This window comes from Ottowia thiooxydans DSM 14619 (assembly GCF_000422885.1).
GTDB classification, from domain to species: Bacteria; Pseudomonadota; Gammaproteobacteria; order Burkholderiales; family Burkholderiaceae_C; genus Ottowia; species Ottowia thiooxydans.
Window position 1 is genome coordinate 210,728 of sequence record NZ_AUGX01000012.1, and the last position, 21,904, is coordinate 232,631.

General features: G+C 57.1%; 26 protein-coding genes, 1 other RNA gene and 1 pseudogene. 12 read left to right on the top strand and 16 right to left on the bottom strand.

Going from position 1 to position 21,904, the window contains the following annotated elements:
* Positions 1 to 78 precede the first annotated feature (78 nt).
* From G518_RS38435 to G518_RS41525, 4 genes and pseudogenes are all read left to right on the top strand, one after another.
* Positions 79 to 228, top strand: a complete 150-nt coding sequence (locus G518_RS38435) for a hypothetical protein (RefSeq protein WP_156909350.1) — start codon at positions 79 to 81, stop codon at positions 226 to 228.
* Positions 229 to 238: 10 nt separating this feature from the next.
* On the top strand, positions 239 to 754 hold the full coding sequence (locus G518_RS39925; protein WP_156909351.1) for a hypothetical protein: 516 nt from the start codon (positions 239 to 241) through the stop codon (positions 752 to 754).
* Between the two features lie 62 nt (positions 755 to 816).
* Positions 817 to 1,092: a hypothetical protein gene (locus tag G518_RS0111900; protein WP_156909352.1), complete on the top strand. Its 276-nt coding sequence runs from the start codon at positions 817 to 819 to the stop codon at positions 1,090 to 1,092.
* Between the two features lie 334 nt (positions 1,093 to 1,426).
* Positions 1,427 to 1,654 (top strand): annotated as a pseudogene (locus tag G518_RS41525) (SEFIR domain-containing protein); the annotation flags it as partial.
* Between the two features lie 166 nt (positions 1,655 to 1,820).
* On the opposite strand, the gene G518_RS0111910 reads toward G518_RS41525, so the two are convergent.
* From G518_RS0111910 to G518_RS0111920, 3 genes are all read right to left on the bottom strand, one after another.
* A complete protein-coding gene (locus G518_RS0111910; protein WP_084651721.1) occupies positions 1,821 to 2,564 on the bottom strand; it encodes an RES family NAD+ phosphorylase in 744 nt (247 codons plus the stop codon).
* Positions 2,557 to 3,231 carry a hypothetical protein gene (locus G518_RS40985; protein WP_028602738.1) on the bottom strand — a complete coding sequence of 225 codons (675 nt, stop codon included), beginning with the start codon at positions 3,229 to 3,231 and terminating at the stop codon, positions 2,557 to 2,559. The genes G518_RS0111910 and G518_RS40985 overlap by 8 nt, the downstream gene beginning before the upstream one ends.
* 436 nt (positions 3,232 to 3,667) lie before the next feature.
* Positions 3,668 to 5,047 (bottom strand): IS4 family transposase, encoded by a 1,380-nt coding sequence (locus G518_RS0111920; protein ID WP_028602739.1) that lies wholly within the window; start codon positions 5,045 to 5,047, stop codon positions 3,668 to 3,670.
* 237 nt (positions 5,048 to 5,284) lie between these two features.
* On the opposite strand from G518_RS0111920, the gene G518_RS0111925 reads away from it, so the two are divergent.
* Both G518_RS0111925 and G518_RS0111930 read left to right on the top strand, forming a co-directional pair.
* Positions 5,285 to 6,031, top strand: a complete 747-nt coding sequence (locus G518_RS0111925; RefSeq protein ID WP_028602740.1) for a hypothetical protein — start codon at positions 5,285 to 5,287, stop codon at positions 6,029 to 6,031.
* A 5-nt stretch (positions 6,032 to 6,036) separates the two neighbouring features.
* Positions 6,037 to 6,612, top strand: coding sequence for a PIN domain-containing protein (locus G518_RS0111930; RefSeq protein WP_156909353.1), 576 nt, complete (start codon positions 6,037 to 6,039; stop codon positions 6,610 to 6,612).
* 392 nt (positions 6,613 to 7,004) lie between these two features.
* On the opposite strand, the gene G518_RS0111945 is transcribed toward G518_RS0111930, so the two are convergent.
* The 3 genes from G518_RS0111945 to G518_RS39935 all read right to left on the bottom strand — a co-directional run bounded on the left by G518_RS0111945 (position 7,005) and on the right by G518_RS39935 (position 7,679).
* Complete coding sequence (locus G518_RS0111945; protein ID WP_156909355.1) at positions 7,005 to 7,157, bottom strand: hypothetical protein; 153 nt, start codon at positions 7,155 to 7,157, stop codon at positions 7,005 to 7,007.
* A gap of 63 nt (positions 7,158 to 7,220) precedes the next feature.
* Positions 7,221 to 7,400, bottom strand: a complete 180-nt coding sequence (locus G518_RS0111950; RefSeq protein ID WP_028602743.1) for a hypothetical protein — start codon at positions 7,398 to 7,400, stop codon at positions 7,221 to 7,223.
* 60 nt (positions 7,401 to 7,460) lie between these two features.
* On the bottom strand, positions 7,461 to 7,679 hold the full coding sequence (locus tag G518_RS39935; RefSeq protein WP_156909356.1) for a hypothetical protein: 219 nt from the start codon (positions 7,677 to 7,679) through the stop codon (positions 7,461 to 7,463).
* On the opposite strand from G518_RS39935, the gene G518_RS0111960 reads away from it, so the two are divergent.
* Positions 7,672 to 7,920: a 3'-5' exonuclease gene (locus G518_RS0111960; protein ID WP_028602744.1), complete on the top strand. Its 249-nt coding sequence runs from the start codon at positions 7,672 to 7,674 to the stop codon at positions 7,918 to 7,920. The two genes, G518_RS39935 and G518_RS0111960, sit on opposite strands and share 8 nt — an antisense overlap.
* Positions 7,921 to 8,001: 81 nt before the next feature.
* On the opposite strand, the gene G518_RS41530 is transcribed toward G518_RS0111960, so the two are convergent.
* From G518_RS41530 to G518_RS0111975, 3 genes are all read right to left on the bottom strand, one after another.
* A complete protein-coding gene (locus G518_RS41530) occupies positions 8,002 to 8,415 on the bottom strand; it encodes a relaxase/mobilization nuclease domain-containing protein (protein ID WP_425414285.1) in 414 nt (137 codons plus the stop codon).
* Between the two features lie 206 nt (positions 8,416 to 8,621).
* Complete coding sequence (locus tag G518_RS0111970) at positions 8,622 to 9,008, bottom strand: hypothetical protein (protein ID WP_156909358.1); 387 nt, start codon at positions 9,006 to 9,008, stop codon at positions 8,622 to 8,624.
* A gap of 9 nt (positions 9,009 to 9,017) precedes the next feature.
* Positions 9,018 to 10,109, bottom strand: coding sequence for a hypothetical protein (locus G518_RS0111975; protein ID WP_156909359.1), 1,092 nt, complete (start codon positions 10,107 to 10,109; stop codon positions 9,018 to 9,020).
* A 40-nt stretch (positions 10,110 to 10,149) separates the two neighbouring features.
* Between G518_RS0111975 and G518_RS0111980 the strand changes: the two genes are divergently transcribed.
* The 4 genes from G518_RS0111980 to G518_RS0111995 all read left to right on the top strand — a co-directional run bounded on the left by G518_RS0111980 (position 10,150) and on the right by G518_RS0111995 (position 12,854).
* Positions 10,150 to 10,629, top strand: coding sequence for a hypothetical protein (locus G518_RS0111980; RefSeq protein WP_028602747.1), 480 nt, complete (start codon positions 10,150 to 10,152; stop codon positions 10,627 to 10,629).
* Between the two features lie 128 nt (positions 10,630 to 10,757).
* Positions 10,758 to 11,042, top strand: a complete 285-nt coding sequence (locus G518_RS0111985) for a hypothetical protein (protein WP_156909360.1) — start codon at positions 10,758 to 10,760, stop codon at positions 11,040 to 11,042.
* A 92-nt stretch (positions 11,043 to 11,134) separates the two neighbouring features.
* On the top strand, positions 11,135 to 11,491 hold the full coding sequence (locus tag G518_RS0111990) for a hypothetical protein (RefSeq protein WP_156909361.1): 357 nt from the start codon (positions 11,135 to 11,137) through the stop codon (positions 11,489 to 11,491).
* 169 nt (positions 11,492 to 11,660) lie between these two features.
* On the top strand, positions 11,661 to 12,854 hold the full coding sequence (locus G518_RS0111995) for a site-specific integrase (RefSeq protein ID WP_028602750.1): 1,194 nt from the start codon (positions 11,661 to 11,663) through the stop codon (positions 12,852 to 12,854).
* A gap of 33 nt (positions 12,855 to 12,887) precedes the next feature.
* On the opposite strand, the gene G518_RS0112000 is transcribed toward G518_RS0111995, so the two are convergent.
* The 7 genes from G518_RS0112000 to ompA all read right to left on the bottom strand — a co-directional run bounded on the left by G518_RS0112000 (position 12,888) and on the right by ompA (position 19,000).
* Positions 12,888 to 14,207 (bottom strand): IS4 family transposase, encoded by a 1,320-nt coding sequence (locus tag G518_RS0112000; RefSeq protein WP_028602751.1) that lies wholly within the window; start codon positions 14,205 to 14,207, stop codon positions 12,888 to 12,890.
* A 231-nt stretch (positions 14,208 to 14,438) separates the two neighbouring features.
* Positions 14,439 to 14,814, bottom strand: a transfer-messenger RNA (tmRNA) gene (ssrA, locus tag G518_RS39280).
* Positions 14,815 to 14,848: 34 nt separating this feature from the next.
* Positions 14,849 to 15,514 (bottom strand): HAD family hydrolase, encoded by a 666-nt coding sequence (locus G518_RS0112010; RefSeq protein WP_036594395.1) that lies wholly within the window; start codon positions 15,512 to 15,514, stop codon positions 14,849 to 14,851.
* A gap of 2 nt (positions 15,515 to 15,516) precedes the next feature.
* Complete coding sequence (gene ubiG, locus G518_RS0112015) at positions 15,517 to 16,233, bottom strand: bifunctional 2-polyprenyl-6-hydroxyphenol methylase/3-demethylubiquinol 3-O-methyltransferase UbiG (protein ID WP_028602753.1); 717 nt, start codon at positions 16,231 to 16,233, stop codon at positions 15,517 to 15,519.
* Between the two features lie 60 nt (positions 16,234 to 16,293).
* On the bottom strand, positions 16,294 to 17,520 hold the full coding sequence (locus G518_RS0112020; RefSeq protein ID WP_028602754.1) for a hypothetical protein: 1,227 nt from the start codon (positions 17,518 to 17,520) through the stop codon (positions 16,294 to 16,296).
* On the bottom strand, positions 17,511 to 17,975 hold the full coding sequence (locus G518_RS0112025) for a hypothetical protein (RefSeq protein WP_156909362.1): 465 nt from the start codon (positions 17,973 to 17,975) through the stop codon (positions 17,511 to 17,513). The genes G518_RS0112020 and G518_RS0112025 overlap by 10 nt, the downstream gene beginning before the upstream one ends.
* Before the next feature lie 344 nt (positions 17,976 to 18,319).
* Positions 18,320 to 19,000, bottom strand: coding sequence for an outer membrane protein OmpA (gene ompA, locus G518_RS0112030; RefSeq protein WP_028602756.1), 681 nt, complete (start codon positions 18,998 to 19,000; stop codon positions 18,320 to 18,322).
* Positions 19,001 to 19,234: 234 nt separating this feature from the next.
* On the opposite strand from ompA, the gene gyrA reads away from it, so the two are divergent.
* On the top strand, positions 19,235 to 21,892 hold the full coding sequence (gyrA, locus tag G518_RS0112040; RefSeq protein WP_028602757.1) for a DNA gyrase subunit A: 2,658 nt from the start codon (positions 19,235 to 19,237) through the stop codon (positions 21,890 to 21,892).
* Positions 21,893 to 21,904 lie beyond the last annotated feature (12 nt).

Genomic DNA, 21,904 nt, shown 5'->3' on the forward strand with positions numbered 1-21,904 from the left:
ACCAGGCGCTTCGCTCAAACCTCCCCGGCTCTGGTGCGAAACGTCAGGGCGCTGATTCACGGGCACCTGACTCTTGCCGTGGCGCAACAGCGAGGCAACGTTTTCTACATCGACACCGGCGGCTGGATGGTTGGCGAGGGGCATTTCACCTTCGTCGACTTCGCGTCGCTGGAGCTGATCCGCGGGCCGGATCCCAACGCCTCGGCCGAATCGCTGCGCAACCGCTAAATGATTACGGATGACGACAAATAATCGCCAACGAGAATGCATTTACGGTGACGAAGATAATTCGCCGGGGCTCGCACACGAAAATGCATTTCTGATTTCTGAAAATTCCGATGTCGAGGGAGATTATCGATCGCGAAAATCTTCGTGTTCGGAAAAATGCGTCATCGGGGGCTTGTCAGGCACTGCATTCGAATGGCTGCTGCAGTCGTCCTGGGATTCGTTTGTTTCCCGGCTTTCAGGTGCCCGTCAACCAGCGCAAGAGCTTCCTGGTGCTGCTCCTCAGGTCCAACCCACGTCGTCTGTCCAGATGCCTGTCAATGGCTTCAAAGCCCTGGGAAAGCTCTTGCAGAGCCTTCCCAGGGTTGGGCGGCAGGTGTATCGGATGCCGCTCATAGGCTCGTCGATCTGCGGCAATCGCTCGGCTGAAAGTGACACGCTCAGCGATGTAAATAAACAGTCTGAATCGCTTCATTCGACGTCAAAAAAATGTCCCTATGCCTTTGTTAATGGTAACTACCCCTGGTAGTTTATTGAGTTACCACTTGGAAAGTTTAATGGTAACTTTTTCGGCATGAAAGATGGATGCAAATGAACGTGCAAGCAAGCAACCTCGCACTCATCTTCGGGCCCGAGACGGAGGCCGGGAAGGTGGTCCGGGTGCTGTGGCCATTCGACATCAAGGAGTCCGTTGGGCACCGCTGGGTCGTGCGGATTCGCGACGAAGGTGACTGCGTGATACCGGACAAAAGCTTGATGGCGCTCGACGTCGATCCGCGCAGGGACCCCGGTGCGCGGGAGCTTTTAGACGACGCGGGGCAGGCTGCGTGGGACCGATGGTTCGCACCGCCCAACATCGACTTCTAGACGTGAATTCTGCTTCCAGAGCGGATCTTTCTACTTCCAACGCTATAGATTCTGCATCCAACGCCACAAATTCTGCATCGCTTGCAATTCATTCTGCGTTGGATGCAGAAAGATCGCTTTTGAAGGAGGAAGCCCCATCAAAGAAGGTGTGGTGACGGGAGCAGGGAAGGTAGGGGGATTTGGTGCACTTGAGCACCTAATGGGAGAGGCAGGAATCGTACCAAGCATTAACTAAAATCACAATGAGGTTTAGTACACATGTGCACCAAATAGTAATGAATCGCCCCGGGGCGGTTAATACAGCTGGACAAGCGTCGAGCACGAGCAGTTCGTCATGGACCTGGCTACGTCACTGCGCAATCATGGTGTCGACGCAATCCTGGACAAGTGGGGCCTCAAGCCCGGTCAAGACAAGTACGTCTTCATTGAGTCGATGGTTGTCGACACTGAAGTGCTCAAGGTCCTCGTCCTTTGCGACCGCAAGTACCAGGAGAAGGCGAACAACCGAGCCGGCGGCGTCGGCACCGAGTCGCAGATCATCTCCCAAGAGCTCTACGGCAAAGTCAAGCAGATCAAGTTCATCCCCATCGTTTGCGGGTACGACGACGATGGCCAACCGCCTTGCTCGGCCGGCTCACGCACCACTGCCACATCGTGGAGCGCCGCAACGCCCAAGTGCGGGGTGCCCGCGAATCAAGTCGCCGGCGTCGTACTGACTGACTGCCCAGCTACGTGCCGTCGACGATGGTCACGCCGATGCTGCGGGCGAGAGCCAAAATTTCCTCGTGCGCAACAGGATCGCCCAACAGGCTGCGCGACGCACCTGTTTGCTGCAACACCCCCGCTTCTATGCGGTCTCCGAAAAGAACCACAGCGCGCGACCTGTCGTCCTGCCGCGACATCCAGCTCAGTCCCTGGATGTCCTTGCGTTGAGCGTGGATGGCCTCGGCCCATTTGCGCGTGTCTGGGTATTGTTCCTTGTCGCTTTCAATTAGCTCGGTCTTGGCAACGCCAAGCTTGCGAAGCCACACCGTTCCCAGATCGGCAAGCAGCAGGTCGCTCGTAACCTGAATTGTCGAGTGCGATTGATGCTTGAGCTTGGCCTTGTCCACCGGTTTGAACCCCGGCTCAAAGGGCACGTCATGAAACACCGTTTCCATGGCCGCACCATCAAACGTAGTTGCAGCGTAGATCGTCGGGATCACCTTGCCGTCCACGTCCGAAATGGGACTGAACCGTGCGTTGCCGACGGCCATAGGGTTGAACTGGTCCGCTGCGAATTTTTCCTGGTGAACCCGATGCATCACGTCAGCTTTGTGTAGCTTGCAAGTCGTGACGTCAAGATCAGCGTGCGGCTTTGGCATGGCGCGCTTGCGCGCGCTGGCCTGAGCAGGCGATGCCACGCCCGGTGGCGGTGGCGGTGGAGCCGCGGCCGTCGGCGGCGATGACGCGGGCTTCTTCGCCTTAGCCATGAACTACGCCCATCACTTCATCCTCGGCAGCGGCAACGACGCGCTCGGGATCGACAGACAGAATGTCTTGCGGCCGCTTGCCTCCCAAGAAGCCATTCACGCCCGCGAACCAGTAGGCCAGACCCCAGGCGCTCTTGCTCTTCCCGAAAGCCTCTAGCACCGTCCGCATGGCCTTGACGGGGCGGTATCCATGCTCCGGGTCCAGTCCAAAGATGGGGAAGTAGTCGTTGTTGTTGTGATTGATCGCGAAGATCCGGCCCTCACGCTTCCACTTGTTGGGCTGGGCGCTGGGGTTCGTCGTGCTCAGACCTGCGATCTGGGCAATCTGGCCAGGCGTCACCCAATCTCCCGACTTGAGCACATGGTTCTTGGCGTCCCTTTTCATGGTCGCTTCCATCATCTGCGCGGGCGTGACTGCCTGCCTCGTCACCGATGCCTGAACGAAGTTCTCCAATGCCACGTCGCTGGATTCAAGCAGAGTCTTGTCGAGCACCTTGAGGATCCGCATCGCCGCCTCGCTCATGCGCTCGGCTTGCTCGCGGCTCCTGTTGGTAAGTGTCAGCACGATGAGTTGGTCACCTGCAGGCAACACGGAAAGGGTCTTGCGAACCTGGGCGGGCGTTCCCACCACTGTGGAAAAGGCGGCGAAGTCACGGACTGTGGACATTTCAACTCCAATGGGATGATGAAGGTTACTCATAGAAATGATAACTTAAATATCTTTTTCTGCCAAGCCATGCGGCAGTGCCACCCCTGCCAGCGAGGGAATTTCCGGGCTCGGTCCGCTGTGTTAATTTGCTCTCACGACTGCGAATCCGCGCCGCGTGCGCGGAGTCGACGCTCAGCTACGCCTGGCGCGCCGACTTCAGTCGCCCATCGTGGCTGCCGCAGTCGTGCCTCACACCGCCAAGTAGAGACGTTCCGCGAGTCTTTGAAGTGTTTCTGGACTGATCTACGTGGCGCTGCTCTTCCTTGTCGGGAAGTGACCCGTTTCATGTAACAAGCCCGACAGCCAATTCATTAGATGTACTGAAAATAGAATTTGGCGATGAACTCAAGTCATTGTCAGCACACAGGAATCCGGACCTTAGACCGAATGGCACTTACTTTGGCTTCTTCGCATGACCGTAGCGTTCGACGTGTCGGCGAGCTTCGGCACGTTGCATCTTCAACCAAGGGAAGGGTTTGGGCCGTCGCTTTCGCATGCGCGGCTCGATGCGCCCGGGTCGTTGGCCCACCTTGCATTGGGCAATCAGTGTGAGTAGTTGCACGTCGTCGGTGTGCGCCGACATCCCTCGCGAAGTCCACTGCCCCCACAGTTGCACCGTGTGCTTGAAGCTCAGACTTCGCGGCTCCACGCCTGCGTGGCGGGCAGCGCGTGCCATCAGCAACCGGATCACGTTGTAGGCCAGCAGATGAACCCACAGCTGCTTGTCGTTCATCTGCGGTGTCTGGCAGCGCAGCACGTCCATGGCGCAGGTGGTCTTCAGGTTGCGCAGGTCCAGCTCGATGTTCCAGCGACGCGCGTACAGAGCCGACAGATCGCTCTTGCTGACCCCCCGATGGTTGACCAGCGTGGTGACCAGCACCCGGTGGCCTACCTTGACTTCGCGCAGCACAATCTCCTCGGGGGCCTGCGCATACTGCTCAGGCGTCATCCACTCAGGCCGCGTTGCCGGCTTGGGCCAGGACACGATGTGGTCTCTCGTTCCCAGCGACTTGCCACGACGAAAGTCGGTGGTGCGCGAGCCGTTCTGCGCCATCAGCACATCCACGCCTGCGGCCATCAGCGAGGCGATCAGGAAGTAGTTGCAGTACAGGGCATCGGCCAACATCACATCGCCTGTTGAGAAGTTGCCCAGCAGGCTGCGCACCAGGCTCAGTTCGCCACTGCCTTTGCCTTGATGGGGTCCGATGGCCGCATCCAGTGCAGCACCGGTGGCCAGGCACATCACCACGACCAGCCGCGCCAGCGGAAAGCCGACTCCGTTGGCCTGGGTGCTGGGTTGGGGATAGCGCGTCTGGTTCTGTGCGGTATCGGGCATCGACAGGCCGGTGCCGTCCACCAGCTTGACCGCGCGTCCGCGCCACAGCCACGGTGTTGGCGCCTGGCTGCTCAGCGCCTGGCCGGTCTGGCGCACAAGCGCACCGACCATCTCCAACGGCAGGCGCTGACGCGCCCTGCAGTACCCACCGGTGCGCACGCTGCACGCGCTCAGACCGTCGGCGGCGCGCTGTGCGGCCCAGCCGTTGACCGCGTTCTGGCACGAGCCATCGGCGTCCAGCACCTGGCGCATGAACATCGACAACGTCACCGTGGGCGGATACAGCCGTTCGCGGTGCTCGGGCAACTGCGCCTCCATTGTGTCCAGCCACTGCGGGCTGGTCAGCACGTTGAAGAACTCCACCGCCTGGGTCGACTTGGCTCGTCTGTCGATGTTGCGGCGACGTTGATGCAAAGCGCTTCGGGCATTACGATTCATGCTGGCTGGCCTTCGCAGAGATGGCTTGGGTGTTTGGTACCAACCATCCTATCGATCCTGGGTCAGCCAACCTCCTTTGGAATCAAGAACTTACAGGCATCTCCGTTAGCAGATCGCTAAAGTAAGTGCCATTCACCTTAGACCGGTTTCCAGGCCAGCAGTAGTTTTCCAGCTCTACTGAAAATTTGTAACCGTCGACCCCTGCCGACCAAGGGCCAGGACGGGTACATTTGATGCATGGCCGCGATAAAATTCAGCTTCATGCTCCGCCTACTCGATCGGAATCCCGATCGGGTGCCGTTGGCGCATCTGGGTGAGTACCTGCAGGAGTTCGCCGGGTTGCTCGGCGAAGAGAACAAGCCGGTCTTCAAGGGCATCAAGAAGGCGAGCATTGGCTGCATGGCTGCCGTACCCGTCGAGCGCGTCCACCTGAGTCGCGCAAGGATCACGCAGGCGAAGAACGACGAATCCAGCAAGCCTGGCCGGCACCTGCGCGCAATCGAGACCCTGATGGGCCAAGACTCGATCAAGCAGGCTCAGATCCTCGACCAAGACGGCTTGGTCATTCACACCATCTTCGGCATCCAGCCTGAGCCAGTTTCCACTAACGAGCGCCTGTACCAGGAGGGAGTCGTCGACGGATGGGTCACCGGCCTCGTTGGCGCCGATGACTCGATGCACCTCTACGTGCGCGACCACTTCGACCGCGATCTCCGCCTCATCGTGCGCGATGACGCGATGGCCAGACAGATCCTGAGCCATTTCCGCGCCGGCACCATCCGCCTACGGGTTCGTGGCCCCTGGATGCGCAACGACAACGGTTGGGCACCGGAGGCGAGCAAGTGCCTGGTGCTCAGTTTCGAGGCCCTGGACGACACGCCGCTGGGAGAGGTGCTCGCTGCGGCCGCACGCGTGCCTGGCAACGGCTGGTCCGAGATGAAGGACCCGATGACTCACTGGGAAAACATTCGGGGTATCCATTGAAGATCTTGCCCAAAGTCATCGTCGTGGACGCAAACTTTATCGTTGCGTACTGCTCGAGCACCACACCGCCGGATGACCGGGCACGGATCAACTACTTCATCGAACGAGCTGAGAAAGCGAAATCGAAGGTGGTCTTCCCGATGGTCTGCATCGCGGAATTCTTGGTGGGCGCGGAGCTGGCCGGCATCGAATTCTTGAAGACGCTGGAGAAGAAGGCCTGCATTGTGATGGCCGACTTCAACATGGCCGCTGCGTACGAGCTGGCGCAGATCGACCGAGCAGCGATCGGCGCCGGCGACAAGAAGGACGAGTCGGAAGAGAACTGGCAGAAGATCAAGACGGATCGCCAGCTGGTGGCCACGGGCAAGTCGCTCGGTGCCAAGCTGATCATCTCCAACGACAGGGGCGTGCGAAACAATGCCCTGCGCATCGGCATGGAGGCCATGCGCATCCAGGAGCTGGAGCTGTCGGAGAACGATCGGCAGATGCACCTGGTGGAACCAATCAAAACTCTGCCAAATGGCAAGCCGGTGCCGCTGAAGGTGGTTAGGCTAGGTTCGAGGCCTGCCCCGAAAGTTTGATTTGGTCGCACTCTCCGACTACGAACGAGCACGCCGGTGCAAGGCTGTCGACTTCGCCCGCAGAAACATCGGTCTCGAAGGTTTCACGATCACGAAAGATCTGGAAGCCCTGCCCAGCGTTACGTCAACGGGGAGATCGAGATCGATGGGCTGCTCAAGCCCCACCCCGCATCATCGCAAGCGAAGCAAACCTGACGGCCAGGTGATCGATGCGCCTGATGCGCACCAGGCGCTGATCCACCCTCGCCTTTTCCGCTCGCGCTGAAATCCACTCCACTGGCAGCTTTGCGGCGTCGAACTTTTCCAATTCCGTCAATTCCCGCGGCTGGCCCAGGAGTAGCCTGCCAGCACGAGGTCGTTATGGGCTTCCGCGACCGCAGATTCAAAGTCGTTCATTTTTCGTCCTCGATTTTGTCAAGGATGGCGCGCGCCGTGGCGCCAGTGGACCGGGTCATCAAGTTGTGCCGACCGGCTTCACTGAGGTACCACACCGGGTCCGGCTGCAGCAGACCTTTCTTCATTTGCACGTCTTGAAGCAGAGTCATGTAGAGCAGATTTTTTTGCGCAACGCGCACGAATGCCCATTGAGCGTTGATGGTCTGGTTCTCTCAAAAACCAGAATCTTGGTTCGGGTAAAGGTACTTCAGCAAGTCCGATGATCGCGCCTGACCGCCCTCGCAGCGACTCACGATCTGCAAAATCTCGAGTTCGGTGACACGTTCGCAATCGAGTCGTTGGCGCTCGAAGTTGTCCCAGGACTCGCTCCGGCGGGGTGCTTTTGCTTTCATGTCATTCCTTGGGTGCCAGTATGCCGGGGAGTCACGCCACCGAAGATTCGAAGTCGCTCGCTACGTCATCGGCGGCTTCCAGGCACCATCCAAAACTGGCAGGCGCAAGTGCTCGGCATGAAGAGCAACCCAGATCCCAAAGGCGACATCATTCCTCTGGCGGTTTGCGTCAAGCGTCTGAACTCCTGCCGTCCAACCTTGCAGGATGTGAAGGCCAATCTCGACCATCCATTGGCGGGGCCGGGTTTCCGGCGATGGCGCCGTGCGGATCATGTCCATTCACAAGTGCCAGGGTCTTGAGTTCGACTCGGTGGTTATTCTGGGAGTAGGGGCACAAACGTTCTGGGGCAAACCCGCCGAGGAACGGGCTGCGTATTTCGTAGGAATTTCGCGTGCAAAGCGCCGCCTGTACTTGGCAGTCGCACACCATCGCGCGCGACCGGAGGGCTTTGGCGGCAGGTGGGACGCGGGCCGGGCTCCGCACATCGAATACCTGGAATACGCGGCGAGGAATCCATAAAAATCAATGATGCGTGCAGTTCCCCAAATTGAGTGAAAGTGGCTCCGCAGAAGACAGGCTTGGACAGCAAGATCAGGGGCTCTAAAGATCGGCCCTCCTCGCGATCAAATCAATCTCTACCGCTGGGTGCCCGAAGACTTCTGTCGCTACTTCGGACACTTGCCGAAGATGGGGCTTCGTCAATTCAAATGGATTCCAGCAACGTCCGCCGGCTTGCGCAAGAACTACCAGTCCATGCACGTGCACATGTGGCCTGTCGGTATGGACAACAAAGATGCCAACATGGTCCTCCGCACAACCCAAGGCATCAAGGACATCATGTGCAATACGTAGTGCGTTTTTGTGAATTGAGCCATTCTTCCTCGGTATTTCAAGGTGATCTGAAGGCTGTGCAAGCAGTTGGGTCGCTCGCGGATCAAAACTAATCAGAGTTTTGACATACCACTGTTTAGGAGTGGGCTGGACACGAAATACTGTACGCCTGAATTTGTCCATTTGCGTCGCAAGATCCTGCGCCGCGTCGCGCACCGTTGGCGCCCAGGGGGCAACAGACTGGATTAATCCGCGAGTCTCAGGTGGGCCAGCCAAACGAGAACTCTTCACCCCGATGACTTCGGAATGTTTCGGACTTAAAAGGTACTCCAGATCGATTCGCAAATCTCCTGGCCGTTGCTCTCGTTGGCCAGTCCACCGGCCAAATTTCACGTACACAACAAGTCTTCGCGCAAAAATTGCAGGCCTTGGAGCGCATCACCGAAAAGCTCTTTGGCCTTTCCGCGGCGACGCTTCGTGGCACGAATCTGAATCTCTTCCAGCACAAAACCCAACTCCATGACGACGTTACTAAGCTGAACAAGCTGAGCTTTATCAACCGAAACCCTGCCCGTCATCGAGGGTGAAGCTAGCTTACGTCTCGCAATCTCCTGGTCCAGCAGATTACAGAACACCGCAGTCATGCTGATGCCGGCCTCGTCTGCCCAAGCTTCTAACGCGTCTCGTTGGCTCTGTGAGGCGCGAAAGTTAAAGCTCTTTCCGGGCAGTTGGCCCCCGGTACTCCGAGCGGTCGTGACTCTTCGCTTCTTGGTCATCATTCTCGTTTACACACTCTTCTTCTTTGAATTATTTCGTCGAGGAGATGGCAAGCTCGGCTCTGCAACCTCAAGACTGGAAGCAAATTTTTCGATCTTTTTAAATGTGAAAGCTACAAGAAGCTGCTCCGCCTTAGGCAATGATTCAATTGTGGAAAAAGGCTTGGCGATGTCCGAAAACGATTCGTCTTTGTGCAAATCTGCAATCCCAACCGAATCCCACCACCATCCTTCATTCATAGAACGAAGCGCAACCTCAGTGAAAAATCGGTGTGCTGACCGTCTCAAAAGAGAGATTGCTTCCATCAGTTCCGTTGAGATTTTTTCTCGGGATTCGTGAGGAAAGAACTTTTGACTAAATCGCAATTTGGCCTGAAGAGCACCTGCGTTTTCCAAGCTTCTCATCAAATTATCGCGGGCGATTTGAGGGTCTGTGGGAGGCTCCTCCAAATGTGCCGAGTTCAATCTCAATACCAGCGCTTTTAACCGACCAATGCTTGGCGTCGAGCCCGGGCCTCCTTTCACTGCAAAGTGAAGTGGCTTCAAAATCCCCTCTTGTGTTTCCTTTCGCAGGTCCGGCATTGGCAGCGGAAAGATGTCACGTGGACGGCCAAAGTCATCTCGATTTAAGGGAATTTTGGTGCGATCGATTGCGTCGCGCTGCACCTTTAAGTTTTCTTTAAGACGCAGCATGAGTTTCGGCATCGAGTCTGAGGTCCAGTCCCAGTCCAAGTCTAGGCCCAATTCCAAGTCCCAATCCAACTCCCTACTCTTTTTATTTTCTTTCGAAGCCAAGTCAGCGTATTTTTCCATCATCACGCCATTCAATCCGTCTAACACACCATGCGATTTGATGGCTTTTCTCCACGAAACAAGCGCTTGAGGGCTGACACCGATTTCCTCTGCAAGGCGCGAGTCCGACAGCTCATGATGTATTTGATACTGAACAACAAGAATGTAGAAGTTGTAAAACGGCATGAGACTGATGTCCCTGTCTTCCCACCAAACCGTCGGTTCCTTTACTACATCTCGCCTCAGTTTTCCTGTGGAACTAGCAACCTCTGATGCTTTAAGTCCGCTACTTTTAATGTGTACGTTCATGGATTATCAGGACCTTCTTCAACACATTTAGGAGTTTATCTTGAACAGAAATCTTACCTCTCTTCCCATCAAAATTTGCGACGAAACCGGCAGTGAGATACAGAAAATCTTGGATGACATCCAGGGGAAGGCACATGCAAACGTTCTGATTGCCTTGGAAGTCATCGAATTCGCGAAGGAGGCTGAACGGCTTCTTGAGTCCGCTCAGATTGCCCGGAGCTACCGAGCTGGCAGCACGTTCGTAGTTGTCCCGGAAGGCCCATACGCCAAGGCCTACGGGTACAAGCAAACGGGCACCCTTCTTCGCATTGAGCGTCGCGCGAGCGGATGGTTTATGACTGCGGCAGAGCGAGTCCCGACTTGGCCAGGCCAGATCCGCAAAGAAGTGCTATCGCTTACGTCACGACAGAAGACGTTGGTGATTCGAGCAGTGCTGCGGGAGTTTCGAATTACGGTCGAGGAAGCTGCATCTGGGCTGCAGGAAATCGACTCGATGGCCTTCGCAAAGGCGACTGCATAGCCGCTCAACTCAGACAACCGTCGATAAACATTCAGCGGCGTCTCGACATCAGCACCTCCATTAAAACTTGTTCCAACACAGCAAGTTTTAAACAAATCTTGATTCTTTAGATAACTAGGTTACCCATGATGAAAACATTTGATTCCATCGCAACCCAATCTTTTCAAAGCCTCGTCGACACCTTCAAGGAAGCTGCGACGAGAGGAGGTAGTGGCAGCCAATTTCTGATCGAAGCCTTGCTCAGTTACACGAAAGGATCCGCCTGTAACTTGCAGAATTTTGATCGCTTGGATCAGAGCAACCGACGCCTTCTGTGGCAATTGCTTAACGCAACGTGCAGCGTGAAATGGTCACGCCTAGACCAACTTGCTACTGACCTCACAGAGGCGAAGAAAAATATGTGGTCCGATTAACTCGACCGAAAGCATTAAGAGCCGATAGGAAAGGCCCATGCTCGAACTTGGGCTCTTTTCAAGAAAACTTGTCATTACCAAAGAGAGAAACCATGCATAACAAAAAATTTCGTTTACGTTCTTTGCCACGGGTTCAACTAAAACCGACGGATAAAAAAGAGATCGCGATGATGATCAGGCACGGCACCGGAAAATCAGAGCACGAGTTTGGTCAATTTTCCAAGAGCAACTACAGTATTGATTGGACTTCTTCAGCACATGCAAGCCGGCAAAACACAAATACCGCCACAAAAGCAGATCGCATCCGGAGAGAAAAAATGCCAAATTCCTATCGACAGTGGGAAGGTTGCACAGATCAAGCGCTGAAACACGGAGACGGAAGCAACATGGCCTTGGGCCGACAGAGTCAGGCGATCGAAGTTGCTTTGGCGAATGGTGCCGCACAGTGAGCGCCGACAGCAATTACCGGTGGGTTCGCCTTGGCAAGCACTGCGAAGACACCGGGGACACGCCTGATGCTGTTCATGCCCGCCGGCGAAAGAGGGTCTGGATTGACGGCGTGCACTGCCAGATTGGCCCAGACGGAAATCTTTATGTAAATCCTCAGGAGTACAACCAATGGATCGAAAACCAGAGTTTCAAATGCCGCGCGGCGTGAGCGTACGGGCATTCAAGACGGAAGAGCGAATTCAAGTTGCTTTTTCGTACCGCGGCGTCGAGTGCCGCGAACTGCTTCCCCCGCAGAAGATCACCAAAACGGCCGTGCAGCTCGCTGGCGGCCTGCGAATGGAGATCCAGCGGAAGGTCGAAAACGGGGACTTCGTTTTCAGAGACTACTTCCCGAACAGCTCCAAGCTCGCCAAGTTTGAAAGTGGCTCGGGCAAGAAGGTGGTGAACCTCGGGAAGCTGATGGACGCCCAGGCGGCGATCTACGAGCGGCAGGAGGCCAACAAAAAGATGTCCGCCTCTACTGTCGCCGCGTATGTGAAGGCCCTCAAAAGCGAGAAGATGAAGCAGTGGCGTGATCGCGACGTGAGTGATGTGGCGCCAAGCGAGATTCGGGCGTGGATCGCGGCATTCAATGTCACAGCGAAAACGGCCAAAAACTTCATCACTCCGATGCGCTCGATCATGCGAGATGCGTTGAATGATGACCGAATCACGCTCGACCCCTTCAGTCGTATTGCTCTCCCACAGCTGCTCAAGCAGACTGCTCGCGACAGCGAGTACAAGATCGATCCATTCAGTAGGGAGGAGCGTGTAAAGCTGATCGAAGCCTGTCGGCCCGATGAGCGACCGCTGGTGGCGTTCTGGTTCGAAACTGGGTTGCGACCCAGCGAGCTGCATGCGCTGAGGTGGTCGCGTATCGACCTGCCTGGCAAGCGGCTGCTGGTCGACATCGTGCAAGTCGAGAAAAAGGAGCAGGAGTTCACAAAAACAGCGGCAGGAACACGATGGGTAGATCTGAGCCCTGAGGCCATCGCAGCGCTTGAGGCGCAAAAACCGATTACCCTTCTGGCAAACGATCACGTGTGGCATAACCCGCGCAAGGGACAGTTTTGGGAAACGGCGGATCAGATGCGAAAAACGCTCTGGGTCCCGCTGTGTCCTCGCGCCGGGATCGAATACCGCAACCCCTATCAGGTGCGGCACACGTACGCATCAAGCCTCCTGACAGCCGGGGAGAATCCCTGGTACGTCGGCGAGCAGCTTGGCCATGCAGATGTGTCGCTCGTCTTCTCGACGTACGGGAAGTTCATCCACGAGGACTACCAGAAGCCGACCAGGCAGCCGAACCTGAAAGTCGTCTGAGCGTCGACTAGGCAAAAAAAGGCCACCCAAGGGTCAATGCCAGTCAGTTAACGCTGAGTGGCATTTTTTCGTTGGGAATTTGGAAGCACGTTTTTTGACGACACGGGGGAAGCTGCGCGTGGTGCGGCGAGGCGGTAGCACGAAGTGTCGGGACTGCGCCAACAGGGCTGCCAACTGCCTGGGCAAGGTGCCCGCGGAGTCCAGGCTGGGGACTGCCAGCAAGTTCACGATGGCATAGCTGGCCGTGTGGAAGCTGATGCGCTGGGGTTCGACCTTGACATGAGCGGCCATCTCGCGCATCCAACGTCGCATCAGCGTGTAGGCGATCAACACGCCCCACAGCTCTTGGCGCACCAGCGCGGGCTGCTTGCTGCGCAGCACCGGCGCACCCTCCTGCAGTGACTGCTTGATCTCGCGCAACCCCAACTCGATCTCCCAACGCTGGCGATAGAGCTCGGCTAGGTCATGTGCCGGATGCATGCGGGGATCGGACAACGAGGTGATGAAGCGCCGCAGCCGACCACCCACGCGCACCTCGATCAGGCGTGCCTGCCAGTGGCTGGGCAGCTCCGGACGGGCCTTGCGCGCTTGTGGCGACACGGGCATGCGGATGAGCGCATCGCCGGGTGCAAGCTGCTCGACGAGTTCGTGGCGCAGATTGTCCCGTGCCCGCATCAGCCAGTGGCGCTGCGTGCCCGCAGCCTGCCAGTCCAGCAGGAACGCGGCCGAGAAGTACGCTCGGTCGAACAGGGTCACCGAGTGATCTTCGCCCCGCAACTGCGCGGCCAGGCTCAATTCGCCGCAGTCCATGGCGCCGAGTTTGGCGTCGAGCAACTCGTGGTTATGGGTGTCCATCAGGCAGGTGGCGCGGATCTGAGGCCAGGGCGAGGGACCGTGCTGATTGCTGCAGCTGCCCAGTTCGGCTCGATTCTCCGGAGTGTCCGGTGCCGACCAGACCACGCCGTCCACGGCCAGCACGCGCAGTGGCCGCTGTGCATCCGCTGCTGTTCGGCTCCAGGCCTGGGTCAGCAGGCCGAATAGTTCGGCCAAGGGCTCTTCGCCCAGGCGCTGACGGGCCTGTACGCTGGCACTCGGCGCGGGCAGCGCTTGTCCGTCTAGGCTCAAATCGAGCTGCTGCACCACCTGCCAAAGCGGCCGATCTCGAAACAGCGCCAGTCCGATGACCAGCCATACCGCATGCTCGGCAGGCAACTTGCGTCGCCGGATCGAGGCCTTGCCGCTGGCCGCAAGTGCCTGCGCAATCCAGGCCGGGGCTATCAACACACTGAGTTCGTCGAGCCGATCGGGGACTCGGGGAAGGGTCTCGCGCAGGGCGCTCTCAAACAGGCTCATCAAGCAAAAAAGGGAACGTGTTGAACACGTTCCCTTTTTACTGGATCAGCTGGCCTTGGGGCTTAACTGACTGGCATTGGGCCAAGGGTGGCCTTTTTCATTTTCGTCACGTGCGAATCGGATCGCACTTGCGTGCGAATCACGTGCGAATCGAACGACATTCAACGCCAATTTCTGACGTTTCCTTGGTCAACGCTAGAGGGGGTTCTCATTGGCGTTGACCGTCTTTGATGGTGGAGCTGGGGGGATTTGAACCCCCGTCCGCAAACCTTCCTCGCGCAGATCTACATGTTTAGCGTTCTGATTTAAATCTCACTATTCGGATCGCGCAGGCGCACGCTATCCGAACGGCCAGTACCCTTGAGTCTTACCTGCATCCAAGGCACCCGGATACAAGCCAGCCAATGTAATTATCCTCGCAGCCGGGAGGTCTTTCGACCCCCTTGCCCAGCCCATCGGCCTGCTGTTGCGAGGCTCGTCGCTAATTAAGCGGCGAGTGCGAAACGTTCGTCGTTTGCAGTTAGTTTGTTTGAATCTGTTTTACGAGCGCATTCAGCTCGACATGCACCACTGCGATTCCAACCCACGTCGAAACCAATGCAGCCCCGTGTAGGACCTATTTTAAGCCCAATCCCGAAATTTCAAGAGAGCAAGGTCAATAGATCGCCTGGATGCGTGATGACGGCATCGGCTTGCCAGGAAGCGACATCCGCCTCGGCACCCAAATAGCCATAGTTGGCGGCCACAGTGCCAACTCCAGCGGCCTTGCCCGCCACAATATCTCGCTCGTCATCACCCACATAAATGCACTGATCCGGCGGAAAACCAGCGCGGCGCATGGCTTCGAGAATGGGCGCGGGGTGTGGTTTGGCATGCGGCGTGGTGTCACCGCAGACTATGGTCACCGCTCCCGTAAAAAGCGGCATGGTGGCCGTGAGGGGATACGTGAAGCGCTCCCCTTTGTTGGTGACCACGCCCCAGGTCAAGCCGCGAGCCCCAAGGGAGCTCAGCAGCTCCTTCACCCCGGAGAAGATCTCCGTGTTGTAGGTCATACGGCGTTCGTAGTTGTTCAGGAATTCCTCACGTAAAACGCCATACTCCTGGTCTGCGGGGGTCAGTCCGAAGGCGACGCTCAGCATGCCCCGGGCTCCGGACCCCGCCACACTACGATACTGCGCCAAGGGCAAGGAAGGCAAGCCCCGGGCTACCCGCATTTCATCAGCCGCTAGACCAAGGTCGGGCGCGCTATCAATGAGCGTTCCGTCGAGATCGAACAGCACACAGCGAATTCCATCAAATACCGCCATGCTTACTGCCCTCCACCCGAACGGCGAGTAGCCAGCATGTAATTCACACTGGTGTCAGCGGAAAGCGCATAGCGGCGGGGGATGGGGGTGTACCCCAGGCCTCGACTGCTCAAAGTGTCAAGCCCGGCATCACGGCAATAGCGAGAAAGCTCGTTTGGGCGGATCAACCTGGCGTATTCATGGGTGCCGCGGGGTACGAGGTTCAGCACGTACTCCGCGCCAATAATGGCCATGAGGAAAGACTTGGCGTTACGGTTGATAGTGGAAAAGAACACCCATCCTCCGGGTTTGACCAGTGCCGTGCACGCGCGCACGATGGATTCAGGGTCTGGCACGTGTTCCAGCATTTCCATGCAGGTGACCACGTCGAATTGAGCGGGGCTTTCAGCTGCTAGTGCCTCGGCCGCGACGTTTCGATACTCCAGGTTGGGTGTCTGCGCTTCAAGCGCGTGCAATTGCGCTACCTTGAGGGATTTTTCAGCCAGATCAATCCCCAGCACGTTGGCCCCTTTGCGAGCCATTGAATCAGCCAGGATACCGCCACCGCAGCCCACATCCACGACTCTCGCACCGCTTAGAGGGCGCAAAGCATCAATCCAGCCCAGCCGTAGCGGATTGATCTGGTGGAGTGGGGCAAACTCCCCCTCAAGGTCCCACCAGCGATGCGCTAGCGAAGAAAATTTGGCCAACTCGGCTGGATCAACGTTTGCTTGAGTCATGTGGGCAATTGTCCCATGCAGCGATTGCCCGATAACCTGTGTGGAATGCGAACAAGGCTCTCAAGGCAAAAGCCGATGCAAGCGGGCGAACTCCGCGCGCTCCCGATCCACGTCTTGCCGGGTAATGCAGGCTTTTGGGGGTTGCTCTTGGCGAGCGCTCCAATAGGCTTTATATGCTTGGCTTTGATAGGGATCAGCCACTACATAACCAGCTTTTTCAGGGCATTTGGCCGCATCAGGGCACTCGCGCCAGGTCGCTCCGTAGATGACCCTGCCATCGCGAGTGAGGCCCGGAAAAGCACTCGCCAGCACGCGGTGGCGACCATGATCAAGCGGTATGGTCAGACGCAACTCTCGATCGAATACATAGACGTGCCCCACATCGCTGTAAGTAAGCCATGCGGGCCTGGTCTCCTTTTCTGGAAACCCAAAGACGGCCTTGCTCGGCGAAAAACCGAGATCAGCGCGCAAATCGCAAGCTTGCTCCTTGCTTTTTGGGTCTTTCGAAAGCCCATAGACCCGCATTGAGGGCTGGCCTGCCTCGGGTATCTGTGGTATTGCCGAAAACTCGGTGCCATCGACAGAAAGCATAGGCAACGCGTAAACACTGCCATCGACAGGTCGCCGGCTTTGGCATATGAATTGCGAACCTGTGGAGCTCACCACCCGAGCTGAGTGACCATCATCTTTGACTTCTATAGTGGTCATCTGCAAGGGGCCCACGCCTTGATTGTCAGCGTTGGCATTCTGCGGCCAACTCAAAGAACGTATATGGATAGTGCCAAAATCACCTTCAGCTATGAACCTGCCCGCGCGAGAGGGCATCTCTGAAGCGGCAGCATAGAAACCGGTCATACCTGCTTTGAACAACGGACGTGCCTGCGCCTGCTTTGTCAGTACATCTGCGAAGCGGTAATGTTCGCCTGAGACATCCACAAGATAGCGCCAGCTACCTTGCACCGGAAAAGCTTCGTTCGAGAATGGGGTTCGATAAGCTTTGACGGCACCTTTTTCCGCTGCGGGCAACTCCATCAGACTCACCTTACCCAGCTGAGCACCTGAATACGATCTCAGAATGAAGCGTCCATCGGGGCTGATGCGTTCGTAGGTTCCCAAAGCCGGGATTCCGTTGGCGTCTGCGCCCACCTCGCTCGCATCGAGAGGAAGGTAAGCCACCGAAGAAACGCACACTGGCGCTTCCTGCGCGAACACGGTTGGCATCCAAACTGCCATAAAGGCCGGAAAAAGTGTGCTGAAACCCCGCCGCATCGCCTTGATTAGCGGCATGTTACAGGCTCCAGTTGAGCTTCACGCGCGCGCAAGACCAAAAGCCAGGCGGAATCTGGCATGACGCCAAGGATAGGCCAGGGGTGCAGTAGGAGGCTGTCGGACTTGGAAATCGCCGGCTGCAAATGGGCCGCAGCGGTCCATTTTTCACCGTCTTTTTGACCCATAGCTTGGCTATGGGCCTGCAAATCCCGCGAAAACTGTCCTCGCTGGGGCCCATTTTCGCTATCGGCGCTCCAAGTCCGACAGCCTCCTAGGGCAGAACGCACCACTAAGCTCGCGGGCATATGGTTGAGAGCGCCAAGCGCGGCAGCCTGGTCTTCGTTAATCGCTGGCATTCGTATGAGTTCGGCGTCATCAGCGGCTTGAACCGCCTCAACCCACTCGGTGAAGGGTACACGTGGATCGCGAAGACCCACGACCTTGTAGCCAGCATCTTCGGCGACTTTTTTCATACGCTGCCACTCTTTGATTGCATATGGCATGCGAGGGGAAAGCACCATCATGACGGTAGTTTGATCCTTCAAATCTTGGGGAAACTCCGACTGCACGCAAGCGCCAGCGGCAGCGGCAGTTTGAGCCGCAAGTACGGAAGATCCCCAAAAAAGAAGACTACTGAGCGCCATAGCCTTTTACTGACTGTCTCATCAATCGAACGGCAGTTTAATCTCACACTGCATGGCCAGATTTAGAGCGATGAATATCTAAATCTCAAATTTCCCAAAAAAAAAGCCCCGGGAGCATAAGCTCCCAAGGCTTTTTTTGAAATCTACTCAGAACGGCGAGCCGTTCTTAGAGATTAGTTAGGGCGTGTACCCACAACTTCGATTTCCACGCGACGGTTTTTAGCGCGGCCTTCGGCGGTGCGGTTGTCAGCCACTGGCTGAGTCTTGCCTTTGCCTTCGGTGTAGATGCGGTTGCGCTCGATGCCTTTAGAGACCAAGTAGGCCTTCACAGCTTCAGCACGACGCACCGACAGGCGCTGGTTGTAGGCGTTGGAGCCAACGGAGTCGGTGTGACCGACAGCGATAATGACTTCCAGGTTGATGCCTTTAACTTTACCGATCAGGTCATCCAGTTTGGCGCGGCCTTCTGGTTTGAGCACTGACTTGTCGAAGTCAAAGAAGGCGTCAGCAGCGTACGTAACTTTGCTGGCAGCCACTGGAGCTGGAGCAGGTGCTGCAGCAGGTGCTGGTGTAGCAGCAGGAGCTGGAGCTGCACCAGGTGCTGGAGCAGGAGCCGCAGCAGGTGCTGGAGCTGGAGCTGCAGCAGGTTGCAGAGCGCCATCGCAGCCAGGGGCAGCGGTAGCAGGTGTCCAGTTGGCATCACGCCAGCACAGTTCGTTCGTGCCGTTCTTCCAGACCAAATTGCCGTGGGCATTACGCCAGTTGGCTGAGTTGATCGTAGAGCCGGCAGCAAAGGCGGAACCAGCCACGGTTGCAACAGCGAACATGATCGCTACTTTGTTCAGTTTCTTCATGGTTCTCCTCATGGGAAAAAAACCGCAGCCGGGCTGCGAAAAATCGGACGCTTCAAGTGACCACCACCAAAAACGTTGAGACGATTGTGCCACACGAGATCGCGCAAACGCCCCAGAACCAGCCCCTGAGCGGCCAGACACACGCGGATTTCAAGCGATATGTTGCTTTGGTGCGACAGCATAATGGGCCTAGAATCAACGCCTTTCGCCCATCGCCCGGCCGCTCTATTAAATATGACCTCATTCGCCAAAGAAACACTCCCTATAAGCCTGGAAGAGGAGATGAGGCGAAGCTACCTCGATTACGCTATGAGCGTGATCGTGGGCCGGGCTCTGCCAGATGCACGTGATGGCCTGAAACCCGTACACCGGCGGGTGCTCTTTTCCATGCACGAAGCCAATAACGTGTGGAATCGGCCTTACGTTAAATGCGCTCGGGTTGTGGGAGACGTTCTGGGCCGCTTCCACCCTCATGGCGACTCCGCCACTTATGAGGCGCTGGTGCGTATGGCGCAGGACTTCTCCATGCGCCACCCTCTGATAGATGGCCAGGGCAATTTCGGTTCGGTAGATGGCGATAACGCGGCGGCCTACCGTTATACGGAATGCCGATTGGAAAAAATTGCTTCCGAGATCCTGGCCGACATCGACAAACAGACTGTCGACATGGTGCCTAACTATGACGGCAAGGAGCTGGAACCCACGGTTTTACCTACGCGTTTGCCTGCGCTGCTGATCAACGGCTCCGGGGGCATCGCCGTGGGTATGGCGACGAACATTCCTCCGCACAACCTGAATGAAGTGGTGGATGCCTGCCTGCATCTGCTGCGCAACCCCGAGGCAACGATCGACGAACTGATGGAAATCGTGCCCGCGCCTGATTTCCCTACCGGCGGCATCATCTACGGCATGCAGGGCGTCAAGGACGGCTACCGTACCGGCCGCGGCCGAGTGGTCATGCGGGCGAAGGCTCACTTTGAAGACCTCGACAAAGGTCAGCGGCAGTGCATCGTCGTGGACGAGCTTCCTTACCAGGTCAATAAAAAGACACTGCAGGAACGCATGGCAGAGCTGGTGCATGAGAAAAAACTCGAAGGCATCAGCCACATCCAGGACGAGTCCGACAAGTCCGGCATGCGGCTGGTGATCGAGCTCAAGCGCGGCGAAGTACCCGAGGTGGTACTGAACAATTTATATAAGCAGACTTCGCTACAAGACACCTTTGGCATCAACATGGTGGCGCTGGTTGAGGGCCAACCCAGGCTGTGCAACCTGAAGGAGCTGCTGCAGGTGTTCCTGCAACACCGAAGAGAAGTGGTCACGCGCCGGACCGTGTTCGATCTGCGCAAGGCACGAGAACGCGGCCATGTGCTCGAAGGCCTCGCAGTCGCGCTGGGCAACATCGACGAATTCATCCGCATCATCCGTAACGCCCCCACCCCCCCCGTTGCGAAAGCCGAGCTGATGACTCGCAGCTGGGACAGCAAGCTGGTGCGCGAAATGCTCACCCGCACGCGTGAGGATGGCGCCACCATCAGTGCTGACGATTACCGCCCCGAAGGACTGGAGCGCGACTTTGGCCTGCAGACGGACGGGTTGTACCGCCTCTCCGACACACAGGCGCAAGAGATCCTTCAGATGCGCTTGCAGCGCCTCACGGGCCTGGAGCAGGACAAAATCGTTGTCGAATACAAGGACGTGATGAGTGTCATTGAGGATTTGCTCGACATTCTTGCCAAGCCTGGCCGCGTTTCCATCATCATCACGGACGAACTCACGGCGCTGAAAACCGAGTTCGGCCAAACGAAGGAAGGCGCACGGCGCTCCCTGATTGAGCACAACGCGCAAGATCTGGCCACCGAAGACCTGATCACGCCCACCGACATGGTGGTGACGCTCAGCCACACCGGCTATATCAAGAGTCAGCCGCTCAGCGAATATCGGGCTCAGAAGCGCGGCGGCCGCGGCAAGCAGGCTACGGCCACCAAAGAAGACGACTGGATCGACCAGCTCTTCATCGCCAATACGCACGACTATATTTTGTGCTTTTCCAATCGCGGACGGATGTACTGGCTCAAGGTGTGGGAAGTGCCATCGGGCTCCCGCGGCTCACGCGGACGTCCAATCGTCAACATGTTCCCGCTGGCCGAAGGCGAAAAGATCAACGTGGTGCTGCCACTCACCGGTGAAGCGCGCAGCTTCCCCGATGACCGCTACATATTCATGGCCACTTCGATGGGCACTGTCAAGAAGACGGCGCTCTCCGAGTTCAGCAATCCGCGCAAAGCCGGTATCATCGCCGTCGATCTGGATGAAGGCGACTTCCTCATAGGCGCGGCCCTCACAGATGGCGCACACGACGTGATGCTGTTTTCAGACGGCGGCAAAGCGGTGCGCTTCGACGAAAACGACGTGCGTCCCATGGGGCGCAATGCGCGAGGCGTGCGGGGAATGCAACTGGATGAAACCCAGCGCGCCATTGCGATGCTGGTGGCTGAAAGTGAACCAGATGGCGAAAATGGGGAACCTTCTTCGCGAACCAGCGTCCTAACTGCCACCGAGAACGGTTACGGAAAACGCACCAACATTACAGAGTACACACGCCACGGTCGTGGCACAAAAGGCATGATCGCCATCCAACAAAGCGAACGCAACGGCAAAGTGGTAGCTGCCACGTTGGTTGGTGTGGACGACGAGATCATGTTGATCACAGACAAGGGTGTGCTCGTACGCACCCGAGTTGCCGAAATTCGCGAGATGGGCCGTGCGACCCAAGGCGTTACGCTAATTTCGCTTGACGAAGGCACCCAACTCATCGGCCTGCAACGTATCGTTGAAAACGATGCTCAAGAAGCCGCTAGCGACGAATCCACAGATAACACTCCGGAGTAAAACTTGAAAAAA